Origin of the sequence: Bacteroides sp. (assembly GCF_052357945.1) — a bacterium.
Classification (GTDB): Bacteria; Bacteroidota; Bacteroidia; order Bacteroidales; family Bacteroidaceae; genus Bacteroides.
The window spans coordinates 1-12,795 of record NZ_DAWCXD010000006.1 but is presented as its reverse complement, the minus strand read 5'-3'; the positions used below and the strand labels follow the sequence as shown (position 1 = coordinate 12,795).

Annotated in this window: 15 protein-coding genes; 9 read left to right on the top strand and 6 right to left on the bottom strand. The window is 40.6% G+C overall.

The genetic code is table 11. The annotated features are described in order from the left end of the window. Window positions 1–86 precede the first annotated feature (86 nt). Both ACT8YW_RS02925 and ACT8YW_RS02920 read left to right on the top strand, forming a co-directional pair. Window positions 87–392, top strand: a complete 306-nt coding sequence (locus ACT8YW_RS02925; RefSeq protein WP_080598068.1) for a DUF6922 domain-containing protein — start codon at window positions 87–89, stop codon at window positions 390–392. Continuing rightward, window positions 347–958, top strand: a complete 612-nt coding sequence (locus ACT8YW_RS02920) for a nucleotidyl transferase AbiEii/AbiGii toxin family protein (protein ID WP_444103939.1) — start codon at window positions 347–349, stop codon at window positions 956–958. The genes ACT8YW_RS02925 and ACT8YW_RS02920 overlap by 46 nt, the downstream gene beginning before the upstream one ends. A gap of 30 nt (window positions 959–988) precedes the next feature. Here ACT8YW_RS02920 and ACT8YW_RS02915 read toward each other — a convergent pair whose 3' ends face one another. The 5 genes from ACT8YW_RS02915 to ACT8YW_RS02895 all read right to left on the bottom strand — a co-directional run bounded on the left by ACT8YW_RS02915 (window position 989) and on the right by ACT8YW_RS02895 (window position 4,766). Further along, the gene (locus ACT8YW_RS02915) at window positions 989–1,621 is read right to left on the bottom strand and encodes an HD domain-containing protein (protein ID WP_444103938.1); all 633 of its coding nucleotides are present in this window, start codon (window positions 1,619–1,621) and stop codon (window positions 989–991) included. A 37-nt stretch (window positions 1,622–1,658) separates the two neighbouring features. Continuing rightward, window positions 1,659–2,114 carry a preQ(1) synthase gene (gene queF / locus ACT8YW_RS02910; protein WP_004304260.1) on the bottom strand — a complete coding sequence of 152 codons (456 nt, stop codon included), beginning with the start codon at window positions 2,112–2,114 and terminating at the stop codon, window positions 1,659–1,661. Window positions 2,115–2,671: 557 nt separating this feature from the next. After that, complete coding sequence (gene queC / locus ACT8YW_RS02905; RefSeq protein WP_444103936.1) at window positions 2,672–3,331, bottom strand: 7-cyano-7-deazaguanine synthase QueC; 660 nt, start codon at window positions 3,329–3,331, stop codon at window positions 2,672–2,674. Window positions 3,332–3,339: 8 nt separating this feature from the next. Next, on the bottom strand, window positions 3,340–4,020 hold the full coding sequence (locus ACT8YW_RS02900; RefSeq protein ID WP_444103935.1) for a queuosine precursor transporter: 681 nt from the start codon (window positions 4,018–4,020) through the stop codon (window positions 3,340–3,342). A 239-nt stretch (window positions 4,021–4,259) separates the two neighbouring features. Next, complete coding sequence (locus ACT8YW_RS02895; protein ID WP_444103934.1) at window positions 4,260–4,766, bottom strand: RNA polymerase sigma factor; 507 nt, start codon at window positions 4,764–4,766, stop codon at window positions 4,260–4,262. 163 nt (window positions 4,767–4,929) lie between these two features. On the opposite strand from ACT8YW_RS02895, the gene ACT8YW_RS02890 reads away from it, so the two are divergent. After that, on the top strand, window positions 4,930–6,219 hold the full coding sequence (locus ACT8YW_RS02890) for a DcaP family trimeric outer membrane transporter (RefSeq protein WP_115484013.1): 1,290 nt from the start codon (window positions 4,930–4,932) through the stop codon (window positions 6,217–6,219). 83 nt (window positions 6,220–6,302) lie between these two features. Here the strand turns inward: ACT8YW_RS02890 and ACT8YW_RS02885 are convergent, their stop codons facing one another. Further along, on the bottom strand, window positions 6,303–7,712 hold the full coding sequence (locus ACT8YW_RS02885; protein WP_444103932.1) for an OmpP1/FadL family transporter: 1,410 nt from the start codon (window positions 7,710–7,712) through the stop codon (window positions 6,303–6,305). 208 nt (window positions 7,713–7,920) lie between these two features. On the opposite strand from ACT8YW_RS02885, the gene ACT8YW_RS02880 reads away from it, so the two are divergent. From ACT8YW_RS02880 to ACT8YW_RS02855, 6 genes are all read left to right on the top strand, one after another. After that, a complete protein-coding gene (locus tag ACT8YW_RS02880; protein ID WP_444103989.1) occupies window positions 7,921–8,922 on the top strand; it encodes a 2-hydroxyacid dehydrogenase in 1,002 nt (333 codons plus the stop codon). A gap of 63 nt (window positions 8,923–8,985) precedes the next feature. After that, window positions 8,986–9,690 carry a pirin family protein gene (locus tag ACT8YW_RS02875; protein ID WP_004300773.1) on the top strand — a complete coding sequence of 235 codons (705 nt, stop codon included), beginning with the start codon at window positions 8,986–8,988 and terminating at the stop codon, window positions 9,688–9,690. A 43-nt stretch (window positions 9,691–9,733) separates the two neighbouring features. Then, a complete protein-coding gene (gene pdxH, locus ACT8YW_RS02870) occupies window positions 9,734–10,381 on the top strand; it encodes a pyridoxamine 5'-phosphate oxidase (protein ID WP_004300774.1) in 648 nt (215 codons plus the stop codon). Window positions 10,382–10,448: 67 nt separating this feature from the next. Next, window positions 10,449–11,180: an MBL fold metallo-hydrolase gene (locus ACT8YW_RS02865; protein WP_074559103.1), complete on the top strand. Its 732-nt coding sequence runs from the start codon at window positions 10,449–10,451 to the stop codon at window positions 11,178–11,180. A gap of 13 nt (window positions 11,181–11,193) precedes the next feature. Beyond that, window positions 11,194–12,339 carry a DUF4468 domain-containing protein gene (locus tag ACT8YW_RS02860; RefSeq protein WP_052588002.1) on the top strand — a complete coding sequence of 382 codons (1,146 nt, stop codon included), beginning with the start codon at window positions 11,194–11,196 and terminating at the stop codon, window positions 12,337–12,339. 14 nt (window positions 12,340–12,353) lie between these two features. Continuing rightward, the gene (locus tag ACT8YW_RS02855; protein WP_022200194.1) at window positions 12,354–12,731 is read left to right on the top strand and encodes a VOC family protein; all 378 of its coding nucleotides are present in this window, start codon (window positions 12,354–12,356) and stop codon (window positions 12,729–12,731) included. The last annotated feature ends 64 nt before the right edge of the window (window positions 12,732–12,795 follow it).

The following is a 12,795-nucleotide window of genomic DNA, read 5'->3' as shown; positions in this document are numbered from 1 at the left end:
AGGATGTTAAAAGGAGTTGCCTGTTTGGCTAATCTGAAATAAAATAGTTTCTTTGTAAAAAAGAGAAAATCTTATAGTTGCAATTCATGGAACAAAAAGAATATATATCAAAATTATCTCCCCATTTGTTTTGGGATATAGATATATCCAAAGCAGATATGGATACTTGCCCAGCACAAATTATCCAACGTGTTTTAGAATATGGCACTTTAAAAGATTGGCATTTAATATGTTCTTATTACGGATTAGATAGAATTGTATCAATATGTAAATCATTACGTACATTAGACCCAAAAGCTCTAGCATACGTCTGTTGTATATCAAACACCTCAAAAGAAGAATATCGATGTTATCATACAAGACTATCGAACCCCACACTCTGGAATTGCTAAAAAAGCTAACTCCGGAATTATTTTTAGCAAAGGCAAGATTAGTTGGAGGCACAGCCCTCGCACTCCAATATGGACATCGTATGTCGATAGATTTGGATTTCTTTGGGGATATAGAAGAGGATAGTATAGCAATTAGAGATATATTACGCTCTATTGGTCCGATATCTGTTTATAAAGAAACAACCAACATAAAAATCTATTCTGTCAATGGTATCAAAGTTGATTTTGTTAATTACAAATATCCATGGATAGATTCTGTTATTGAAAAAGACGGATTGCGTTTAGCCTCTCCCAAAGATATTGCCGCAATGAAAATTAACGCGATAGAAGGTAGAGGAACAAAAAAAGATTTCATAGATATGTATTTCCTATTACAGCATTACACTTTAGATGACATATTGAAGTTTTACGCCGAGAAATATCCGGAGAATTCTATCTTTCGTGGACTGATGAGCCTATCCTATTTTGAAGACGCAGAGGACGAACTCATGCCCAAAATGTTTTCTAATATTCGATGGGACGATATGAAGCAATTTATCTTAGATAAAGTAGCTGCAATCCGGTAAATTATAGAAGTATAAAATTATCAGGATAGTCTATCCTAATTCATCAGAATATAACTTATCAAATACCTTAATCAGTTCCCCCTCATTAGTAATCAAATTCCGAAGTTCTGCCAACCGTCCGGCATTATCCGATTGGGGTATCCATAACTTCAGATACCCTCCTTCTGCATATTTTTCAGTTAGATGTTTCCGAAAACGAGCATATTGCTCTTCTTTATCCATCTCCGGATAATGAGACAGCCCATATTGTACGGTACGACGTAAAGTAACTTCGGGATCAATAATTCGGTCAGCCTCGGCAACAATCATTCCATAGATTGTTCTGGGAGCCTGTTTATTGGAAGCCCGATGATCTTCTATCGCTTCTTTCATCTGCAACAGCTGCTCATCCGTAAACCAACGCCACAAAGTTTCGTCGGCTAACAACACTTTGCCAGAGGTTATATGATGAAATTCACGTCCTTCATACAACCCCAGGTCATGATAAGCAGCGATGACATAAACCATCGAATAATCGACTTCATAATGAGCCGCTAATTTCAGACTTTCCTCAATAACCTTTTCTACATGGTCAATTTGATGCGCTTTATCAAAGTTAGTGTATTGAGGGATAATAATTTGCCGAACATAGTTTTGCAATTCAGCAGGCACATGATGAGTCATATTCGATCTTTTTAGCTAATGAATTCTTTTATTTATATTATTCCCGATTCATCAAACGATGTTCTGCCATCTGTTCGAACTTTGTTCCCGGACGACCATAATTGGCATACGGATAAATGGAAATACCACCACGAGGAGTAAATATTCCCGTTACTTCTATGTATTTGGGATTCATCAATCGGATAAGATCTTTCATTATGATATTCACACAATCCTCATGAAAGGCTCCATGACTGCGGAAACTGAAAAGATAGAGTTTCAAACTCTTACTTTCTACCATTTTTATATCAGGAATGTAGCTGATACGTATTTCGGCAAAGTCCGGCTGTCCGGTAATAGGACACAGACTTGTAAACTCCGGGCAGTTGAAACGTACCCAGTAATCATTTTCAGGATGCTTATTATCAAAGGCTTCCAGTACTTCAGGAGCATAATCTTGCTTATACTCGGTTTTTCTTCCTAACAAGGAAAGTTGGTCTTTTAATTCAGTCATTGCACTCGTTAACTACAACCTCTACCCTAAACAAAAAAATGCATTTCCTCTTTCACCTATCACCGTACTGCCTCAAACGCTTTATTCATCGAGGTTTTAGTGGTGAAGGATTCATTTTATAACCTATCACCGCATCTATCACCTATCACCATCAACTCTTAGCCTACGCTTACTTTCTCCTCATCTTACTTGTTACGGTGTGTTTCATTGCTTGAAACAAAGTGTTTCATTACTTGGAACAAACTGTTTCAAGTAATGGAACTTATAGTTTCAAGCGTTAGAAACTTTAGTTTCCTACCGTTGAAACTTTAGTTTCTCACCGATGAAACAACAGTTTCAAGCTGTTGAAACTAATCTAAGCCAATACATTCCGGATAGAAGCTACTACCATTTATTAATTAGAACGTACCGGTGACAATAGATGTGACGGCAAAATGTCAAATTTAGATGCTGTCACTACTTGCTGTCACAAACTAGATATCTTATAATCAAATATTTATCTACAATAATGTGACGGATGACAGCAAAAAATGCATTTTAATCTCTATGTAGAGATTTTATTGATTCTTACTCTTTAAATACTTCTCCAGTCCCTCCCGACGCAATGTACAAGCCGGGCAATGTCCGCAACCATCTCCTTGAACGCCATTATAACAGGTCAAAGTCCCGGTGCGAATCAGTTCCAATACCCCCAGTTCGTCGGCCAATGCCCATGTTTCTGCCTTATCAATCCACATCAAGGGGGTATGAATCACAAATTGTTCATCCATCGCCAGATTGAGAGTTACATTAAGAGATTTGATAAAGGCATCACGGCAATCGGGATAACCGCTGAAATCTGTTTGGGAAACTCCCGTTACCAAATGATTAATACCACGTTCACGGGCATATACTGCCGCGATACTTAGAAAAAACAGATTACGTCCCGGAACAAAGGTATTGGGAACACTATCTGCTGGTTTTTCCTGATCCATCACCATCGTAGTATCGGTCAATGAATTATGACCTAACTGTCCGATAAAGGAAACATCCATCACATCAAATTCCACTTCTGCTTTCCGGGCTATCTCCCGTGCAAGCTCCACTTCTTTCTGATGCTTCTGACCGTAAAGAAAACTCAAGGCATATACTTTCTTAAAGTTGCGTTTTGCCCAAAACAAACAAGTAGTAGAGTCCTGTCCACCACTAAACACAACCAATGCTGCTTCTCTATTCATATTCTATCTTAAATATCTTTGACTTTCAATATATTATAGGAGATATCAGTATCATACACATCGCTGCCGTCTATCTTCTTAATGGCTTTCACTACACGAATTGTCACCGGAAGGATAATAACTTCATACATGGATTTCAGCACAATCTGAATCCCCATCATGATAAGCAGTTCTTTCCAGGCAATAACTCCACCAAAAGCTACCGGGAAGAAAATCAATGAATCGGCAGTCTCACCTACAACAGTCGACCAGATGGCACGAGCCGAAAAGTTACGCCCCTGACTGGCTACTTTCATCTTACTCATCACATACGCATTGAGAAATGAGCCTACCAGAAAAGCCATCAGACTGGCAGCCACAATACGGGGAGCCATACCGAACACAAAATTGAAATGTTCCTCGCCCTCCCAGAAAGGAGCAGCCGGAATGGCAACAGCTATCAACCCAAGTGCAACCACGAAGAAGTTCATGGCAAAACCGCTCCAAATGATGAGCCGCGCTTTCTTGAATCCCCAAACTTCGGCGATACAATCATTAATAATATAAGAAATAGGAAAAACCAATAATCCGGCTGTCACGGTCAGACTACCTACCTGAATTACTTTTGTTTCAAGAAGATTGGCTGCAATGAGACAGACATTAAACAGAATGCCCAGCAGCATAAAGGGTACAGATACTTTTTCTTTCATAATTCCTGTTTTTTACGTGGTGTTCTAGAATACACGACCGCTATTCACGGCATCATACATTTTTTATTCTTTCGGGGTGCAAAGGTAAAAAATAAAACTGGAATTATCACATTCATCTTACCAGAATCTGCCTTCCCGAAAATTGAAGAAAAAAATAAGCCTCCCCGTCAGTCGTCGTATTCTGACAGGAAGGCTCATCACTTTGACCTTAAAACACATCACTCAATCAGGCATCTGCATCAGGAGGAGAAATCTTTCAATTCCTCTTTCAACCGCTTACGGATGAAAAACAAACGGCTCTTTACCGTTCCCATCGGCAATCCTAATTTTTCGGCAATTTCTCTATACTTAAATCCGGCAACAAACATCTGGAAGGGAACTTTCATTTCTTCCGGTATGGAATGTATCACCCGGTACAGCTGTTTCATATCATAGGTAAATTCAAATCTGTCGGCATCTTCATCCTCGATCAAATGTTGCTGATTGATAGAATAACTTTCATCAATCAGATTCATTTCACGAACTGTACGGCGGTAGTTATTGACGAAAATGTTACGCATAAGCGTATACATCCATCCTTTCAGATTCTTGGTATACGTGAATTTTTCACGATTATCCAGCGCTTGCAACAGACAATCCTGTACCAAATCATTTGCAGACTCACGATCTGCTGTCAATTTATATGCGAAACGATGCAAATCCTGTTCCATCGCTAATATTCCTTGGGTAAAATCTACTTTTTCCATCGTCGTATTTCTTTTATCTAATTAGTACGGTACAAAGATCCGTTCTTTTAGAATCATTATAAATAGCAATTCTTCCGATTAGTTTGGCAATTTTTCCTTTGCCCCTCTCAACCATTTCTTTTTTTAGTTGTTCATTGGGCATTCACCTAAAACTTAACTGATAATGAAAACAAGCTTTAAAATGGTAGCTATGCTACTGGGGATAGGAATTTTCCCCCTCTGTGCCTATGCACAACAGAAGGTAGTCATCGAAGATGAAGAACCGAATTCTATTATGTTTGTTTCGAAGAACAAAGCAGGAGATGAAATCATCCGAATCATGAACGACCGTTCGCAGATGCGTTTCCATGACCCGAATGCTCCCCGTTTCCTGCTCACCGACCAGAAAGGGAAATTTGCCCTGGGTATCGGAGGATATGTTCGTGCAACAGCAGAGTATGACTTTAACGGTATCGTAAATGATGTCGATTTCTATCCGGCATTGATTCCACAACGCGGAAGCGGCAATTTTGCCAAGAATCAATTCCAGATGGATATCACCACTTCTACCCTATTCCTCAAACTGGTAGGACGTACGAAACATCTGGGAGACTTCGTTGTCTACACAGCCGGAAACTTCCGGGGTGACGGAAAAACCTTTGAATTGCAGAATGCTTATGCGCAATTCCTCGGTTTCACGATCGGATACAGCTACGGTTCGTTCATGGATCTCTCCGCACTGCCTCCTACCATCGACTTTGCAGGTCCTAACGGATCAGCCTTTTACCGCACTACGCAATTGAGCTATATGTGCGATAAGTTGAAAAACTGGAAATTCGGTGTTTCAATGGAAATGCCTTCAGTAGACGGTACAACCAACAATGACTTGTCTATCAACACCCAACGAATGCCGGACTTTGCCACTTCCGTACAGTATAACTGGAATAGTAGCAGTCACGTTAAATTAGGTGCTATTGTCCGTAGTATGACTTACTCAAGTAACGTTCATGAGAAAGCCTATTCCGCCACCGGCTTCGGTCTGCAAGCATCTACAACTTTCAATATTACGAAGAAATTACAGGCATTCGGACAGTTTAATTATGGAAAAGGTATCGGATCTTACCTGAACGATTTAAGTAATCTGAACGTAGATATCGTTCCCGATCCTGATAATGAGGGAAAAATGCAGGTTCTCCCAATGCTGGGATGGTATGCAGGGCTGCAATACAACCTTTGTCCGAGCATCTTTATATCCGGTACATATAGTTTATCCAGACTTTATTCTGAAAATGGATATCCAAGTGAAAATCCGGAATCCTATCGTAAAGGACAGTATTTAGTGGCTAATGCTTTCTGGAATGTAAGCAGTAATTTGCAAGTGGGCGTAGAATATTTAAGAGGATGGCGTACTGATTTCAGTTCTTCAACCCGCCACGCCAACCGGTTGAATATGCTGGTACAATATTCTTTCTAAAATAACATAGAACAGTAAAACAAAAAAGCCGTCTCAACATCATGTCCGAAACGGCTTTTCTATACATATAAAGGATTAGAAATTTAGAACTTGTAGTTCACGCTCACACCAAATACTTTATTGGTACGGCTATAAACGTCTTTATCAATAGATGCACCTAATCCACGTACATTTTCTTTAGTATAATCACTATACGTAGTCCAGAAATAAGCAACATCAAGGCTCAATGCCTGCGTGAAATTAATACGGCCTCCGAAACCAACAGAATAAGAATCACAAGAGAAACTTGTATCTGATTGGAAAGCATCGCTCAATCCGTAGTCTGTTTTCTGATAACCTCCACTGACTGTGAACAGTTTATTGATATCCCATTCAACACCGGCCAAGTACTCGTGTGTACCATGTTTCAGTGTCTTCTGTTTGCCATCCGCCATACCGGCATTCTTATCATCAAAGAAGTGATATTCTACTGAGGCTCTCAATGACGGCAAAATCTCATAACTTGCAGCTAAAGAAAGCATAGCAGGAAGATCACTCGGAGTGTTCACACCATTCTGATAAGGTGCCATAAAATCTGCGGCAGCAGCTGGAGCAATTATTTCATGTGTATCATTCTCAATATTCATATTGGCTTTGAACTCATACTTTGCAGCCAGGTTCAATTTTCCGAACTTAGCATCAATACCAATAATCGGTGTCAATCCCCAACCTGTCTGATCGCAGTCTAATTTAAGTTTCGCATCATTCAGCTGCTGCGACTTTTGTAATGCTGCCTGTTGTGCCTGCTCTAAAGTCATACCGGCGGCCATTAGTTTTTTTACAATCTCAGCACCCAATTGTTCTGCTACACCCTCTTTCAAATTGATATCAAGGAAACCTTTATAGCCACCCGTAAAATAATTCATACGTGCACCAGCAAAAACTGCGAAGTGCTCATTAATTTTATAGCTTGCTCCTAATTGAAAACCATAAATATACTGACGACCTTCCATAGCCGAATTAATAGTATATTGATTAGGAGACAGCATCCCTTGACCGATTGTATTTACCAAACTAATAGCAGCCGCATCAAACATAGGTAAACCTTTGTCAAATGAAGCTTTTCCGCCACCACCTACAATGGCAAAGCTACCGGAAAACGCCCAATCGCCTTTTTTATAGACAGCATGTATAGAAGGAATAACGGGAGCAGAAGCTTTTCCTTCATACTTACGTACAGTATTCTGTCCGTCCATGGTCCATAAAGGACTTGTCGCAGCAATATCACGGGTCTGATATGCACTTTGAATAGTAAGTGCTACTTGAATACCATCTTTGGGAAGAAATGCCAGTCCGGCAGGATTACTATAAACTCCATCAACATCGATGGAAGCGCCGCGGGCTATCATGCGTAAGAAAGCAGCATTCTGATTCGTATTGGTTAGATAATCTCCGGCAAAAGTTGGAATTGAAACGATCAACATTGCAAGACCAATCAACGAAATTTTTCTCATCTAAATCTTTTTTAAAATTATTTCGGCGCAAAGATATAACAATATTGCACAGGGAGCACATATTTGTGCACTTATTTTCATTTATCCGCCATTTTAATTGAAAAGTCAAACTGTTTCTAATGAAACAATCTGTTTTTCGAATGATGGATTGATTAAACAAATTCACCTGTTCCAACGTTTAATATTATATAATTTATAGAATAATATTATTGCCTATACAATTGCATTTTTCGGCACAAAGCCTTATGATGAGTCCTCTTTCAATGACAAAAACAAAGAGTTCGGGTTTGAGATACGCTACTACAAAGGGCATCTGAATAAGAACAACGTACTACTGACACAAGGAGTGGATGCTGCCTGCATCTTTGTGAACGACGTTGCCGACGCAGAAGTAATCCGTGTGATGGCAGCCAACGGAGTAAAACTATTGGCACTACGCTGTGCCGGATTTAATAATGTAGATTTGGATGCTGCCGCCGCTGCCGGAATTACCGTAGTACGGGTTCCTGCCTACTCTCCTTATGCCGTTGCAGAGTACACCGTAGCTCTTATGTTATCGCTAAACCGGAAAATTCCCCGTGCTTCCTGGCGTACCAAAGATGGTAATTTCTCCCTGCACGGTCTGATGGGATTCGATATGCACGGAAAAACAGCAGGCATCATCGGTACAGGAAAAATCGCGAAAATACTGATTCACATCTTAAAAGGGTTTGGAATGAACATATTGGCTTACGACCTCTATCCGGACCATAACTTCGCCCGTGAAGAACAAATAGTTTATACTTCACTGGACGAACTATATCACAATTCGGATATCATCTCTTTGCATTGCCCGCTCACCGAAGCGACCAAGTATCTGATTAACGACTACTCTATCAGCAAAATGAAAGACGGAGTTATGATTATCAATACCGGCCGTGGACAGCTGATTCATACCAATGCACTGATTGAAGGGTTGAAGAACAAGAAAATAGGTTCCGCAGGACTGGACGTATATGAGGAAGAAAGCGAATACTTTTATGAAGATCAATCCGACCGCATCATCGACGATGATGTACTCGCCCGCTTACTTTCATTCAACAATGTGATAGTCACTTCTCATCAAGCTTTTTTCACACATGAAGCGATGGAGAATATTGCGGTGACCACCCTTCAAAACATAAAAGATTTTATCAATCATAAGCCTTTGCTAAATGAAGTGAAGAAATAAAACTTTTAAGCTCCTTTCTTTGTTTACAAAACATATAAACAAATAAGAGAAAGGACAGATTTTATGAAAAAAGTAATACATAAAGCAGATACAAGAGGACATTCCCAGTATGATTGGTTGGATAGTTACCATACTTTTAGTTTTGACGAATACTTCGACTCCAATCGTATCAACTTCGGTGCCCTTCGCGTATTGAATGATGACAAAGTTGCACCCGGAGAAGGTTTTCAGACTCACCCGCATAAGAATATGGAAATCATCTCCATCCCTCTGAAAGGACATCTGCAACATGGAGACAGCAAGAAGAACAGCCGCATCATTACTGTTGGAGAAATTCAGACAATGAGTGCCGGAACGGGAATCTTCCACAGTGAAGTGAATGCAAGCCCTGTAGAACCGGTGGAATTCCTGCAAATCTGGATTATGCCAAGAGAACGGAACACCCGTCCCGTTTATCAGGATTTCAGTATCACAGAGTTGGAACGTCCGAATGAACTGGCAGTCATCGTATCTCCCGACGGCAGTACACCTGCTTCCCTTTTGCAAGATACCTGGTTCTCAATCGGTAAAGTAGAAGCCGGGAAGAAACTGGGTTATCACATGCATCAAAGTCATGCAGGCGTCTATATTTTCCTCATTGAAGGAGAAATTGTAGTAGATGGCGAAGTGTTGAAACGCCGGGACGGTATGGGTGTTTACGATACCAACAGTTTCGAACTGGAGACACTGAAAGATTCACATATTCTATTAATAGAAGTACCTATGTGATTCCATCATTAGAAATTAAGAACTAAAACTGCCAGATAATCTTATGGCGAAATTAAACATAGCAGATATCCGACAGGAATATACGAAAGGCGGGTTGCGGGAAAATGAACTTCCGGGCGACCCGCTTTCGCTTTTCAACCGTTGGCTACAAGAAGCAATTGACGCAGAGGTGGATGAACCAACTGCTGTCATTGTAGGAACCGTATCCCCTGAAGGGAGACCGTCCACGCGTACCGTATTATTAAAAGGGCTCCATGATGGAAAATTTGTCTTCTATACCAATTATGAAAGCCGTAAAGGCAGGCAATTGGCACAAAATCCGTATATCTCCCTCTCTTTTGTGTGGCACGCCCTCGAAAGACAAATACATATAGAGGGAATAGCGACGAAAGTTCCTCCGGAAGAATCGGATGAATATTTCCGGAAACGTCCTTATAAAAGCCGGGTCGGTGCACGAATTTCTCCCCAAAGTCAACCTATAACAAGCCGAATGCAATTAATACGGTCTTTTGTCAGGGAGGCAGCCCGGTGGATCGGAAAAGAAGTGGAGAGGCCCGATAATTGGGGCGGATATGCCGTTACCCCTACAAGGATTGAATTCTGGCAAGGACGCCCCAACCGTCTGCATGACCGTTTTCTATATACCCTGCAACCGGACGGGGAATGGAAAATCAGTCGTCTTGCTCCTTGATTTCGTCGATTTTTCTTGGCAACTCCAACTAGAATACGTAATATTGCAATTATAAAATAGTCAGCTTATGACACTGGATTATATTTATCACAGCGGTTTCGCCATCGAAATGGAAGGTGTAACCGTTATCATCGATTACTACAAAGATTCTTCCGAAACGGAACATAACCGGGGAATCGTACATGATTATCTCCTGCAAAGGCCGGGTAAGCTATATGTATTGGCCACCCATTTCCATCCCGACCACTTTAATCGTGAGATATTGACCTGGAAAGAACAACGCCCCGACATTCAATATATTTTCTCCAAAGATATCTTGAAATCCCATCGTGCCAAAGCCGAAGATGCTTTCTATATTAAAAAAGGAGAAACATACGAAGACGAGACAATTCGTATCGATGCTTTCGGCTCAACGGATGTCGGCAGTTCGTTCTTGCTTCACCTGCAAGATTGGAGTATTTTCCATGCCGGCGACTTGAACAACTGGCATTGGAGTGAGGAATCTACTGAAGAAGAGATCCGAAAAGCCAATGGTGATTTCCTTGCAGAAGTTAAATATTTAAAAGAAAAAGTACCAAACATCGATTTAGTACTATTCCCGGTGGATCGGAGAATGGGAAAAGATTACATGAAAGGAGCAAAACAGTTCATCGAACAAATAAAAACTACTATATTTGTGCCCATGCACTTCAGTGAAGATTATGAGGGGGGAAATGCGCTTCGTAGTTTTGCTGAAAATGCCGGATGCCGTTTTATCAGCATCACCCATCGGGGCGAAAGTTTTGAGATTACCAAATAAACACATGATAATTATGAATAAATTTACGATTCTGTTTCTTACCCTGTTCCTTGCATTGCCGATGGCGATGAAGGCAGATTCTGCAAAAGAGAAGAAAGATGACACCAGGTACCTTGTAGGAGCTGTTCCTGAAGTAGATGGTAAAGTAGTATTTTCCAAAGAGTTCCAGATTCCCGGAATGAGTCAGGCACAAATCTACGACACAATGACAAAGTGGATGGACGAACGTCTGAAAGAAAATAAAAATATTGATAGCCGCATTGTTTTCTCTGACGAAGCAAAGGGAACAATTGCCGGTGTTGGAGAAGAATGGATTGTTTTCAGTTCCAGTGCTCTGTCATTAGACCGTACACTGGTCAACTATCAGATTACCGTTACCTGTAAACCCGGCAACTGCCTAGTAGAGCTTGAGAAAATCCGTTTCACTTATCGCGAAACAGAGAAATACAAAGCGGAAGAATGGATTACTGATAAATATGCGCTCAATAAAGCAAAGACCAAATTAGTGCGCGGCCTGGCTAAATGGCGTAGAAAAACTGTAGACTTCGCAGATGATATGTTTATGGATGTAGCAGTAGCTTTCGGAGCACCTGATACTCGTCCGAAGACAGAGAAAAAGAAGAAAGAAGAAGAGCAACAAACTCCATCAATCGTTGCAGCCGCAGGCCCGATTATCATTGGTGGCACAGATAAAAAGACTGATATTAAAGTGACGACCGCCGAACCCGTTCAAACTACAGTTCCTGCTGCGACTCTCACTCCTGCTACTCCAGTAGGCAAAGCTTCCACAGATATGCCGGGTTATACAGAAATTGATTTGAAACAAATTCCGGGCGAAGTATATGCCTTAATGGGAAGTGGTAAATTAGTAATCAGTATTGGAAAAGATGAGTTCAACATGACCAATATGACTGCAAATGCAGGTGGTGCATTAGGTTATCAATCAGGAAAAGCTGTTGCATATTGCACACTTTCACCCGACCAACCTTATGAGGCAATAGAAAAGGCAGACAGCTATACACTGAAATTGTATGCCCCGAACCAGACAACTCCTTCAGCTGTTATCGAATGTAAGAAAATGCCTTCACAGACAACTCCGCAAGCCGGACAACCCCGTACCTATGTTGGAGAAATTGTGAAACTCTTAATGAAAAAATAAGGAAAATTGCAACAATGGAAATAAAAAGTAAATTTGACCATTTTAATATCAACGTTACAAATCTGGAGCGGAGTATCGCTTTTTATGAGAAAGCACTCGGCTTAAAAGAACATCATCGGAAAGAAGCATCCGACGGTTCATTCACACTAGTTTACCTGACAGATAATGAAACAGGTTTCCTATTGGAATTGACATGGCTCAAAGATCATATTGCTCCATACGAACTGGGGGAAAACGAAAGTCACCTATGTTTTCGTGTAGCCGGTGATTACGATGCAATCAGGGCCTATCACAAAGAAATGAATTGTGTATGTTTTGAGAACACTGCCATGGGGCTTTATTTCATTAATGACCCGGATGATTACTGGATTGAAATACTTCCACAGAAGTGATTTTATATAAAAAGTGGGGGCAGGATAATTATCCTGCCCCCACTTTTTATGTAGAATATATGAT

Coding starts and splice junctions, on each gene's coding strand:
- ACT8YW_RS02860 (WP_052588002.1), top strand. CDS start 11,194: ATGAATAAATTTACGATTCTGTTTCTTACCCTGTTCCTTGCATTGCCG.
- queF (WP_004304260.1), bottom strand. CDS start 2,114: ATGACTGAATTAAAAGACCAACTTTCCTTGTTAGGAAGAAAAACCGAG.
- ACT8YW_RS02920 (WP_444103939.1), top strand. CDS start 347: ATGTTATCATACAAGACTATCGAACCCCACACTCTGGAATTGCTAAAA.
- pdxH (WP_004300774.1), top strand. CDS start 9,734: ATGGCGAAATTAAACATAGCAGATATCCGACAGGAATATACGAAAGGC.
- queC (WP_444103936.1), bottom strand. CDS start 3,331: ATGAATAGAGAAGCAGCATTGGTTGTGTTTAGTGGTGGACAGGACTCT.
- ACT8YW_RS02875 (WP_004300773.1), top strand. CDS start 8,986: ATGAAAAAAGTAATACATAAAGCAGATACAAGAGGACATTCCCAGTAT.
- ACT8YW_RS02900 (WP_444103935.1), bottom strand. CDS start 4,020: ATGAAAGAAAAAGTATCTGTACCCTTTATGCTGCTGGGCATTCTGTTT.
- ACT8YW_RS02855 (WP_022200194.1), top strand. CDS start 12,354: ATGGAAATAAAAAGTAAATTTGACCATTTTAATATCAACGTTACAAAT.
- ACT8YW_RS02895 (WP_444103934.1), bottom strand. CDS start 4,766: ATGGAAAAAGTAGATTTTACCCAAGGAATATTAGCGATGGAACAGGAT.
- ACT8YW_RS02915 (WP_444103938.1), bottom strand. CDS start 1,621: ATGACTCATCATGTGCCTGCTGAATTGCAAAACTATGTTCGGCAAATT.
- ACT8YW_RS02865 (WP_074559103.1), top strand. CDS start 10,449: ATGACACTGGATTATATTTATCACAGCGGTTTCGCCATCGAAATGGAA.
- ACT8YW_RS02890 (WP_115484013.1), top strand. CDS start 4,930: ATGAAAACAAGCTTTAAAATGGTAGCTATGCTACTGGGGATAGGAATT.
- ACT8YW_RS02885 (WP_444103932.1), bottom strand. CDS start 7,712: ATGAGAAAAATTTCGTTGATTGGTCTTGCAATGTTGATCGTTTCAATT.
- ACT8YW_RS02925 (WP_080598068.1), top strand. CDS start 87: ATGGAACAAAAAGAATATATATCAAAATTATCTCCCCATTTGTTTTGG.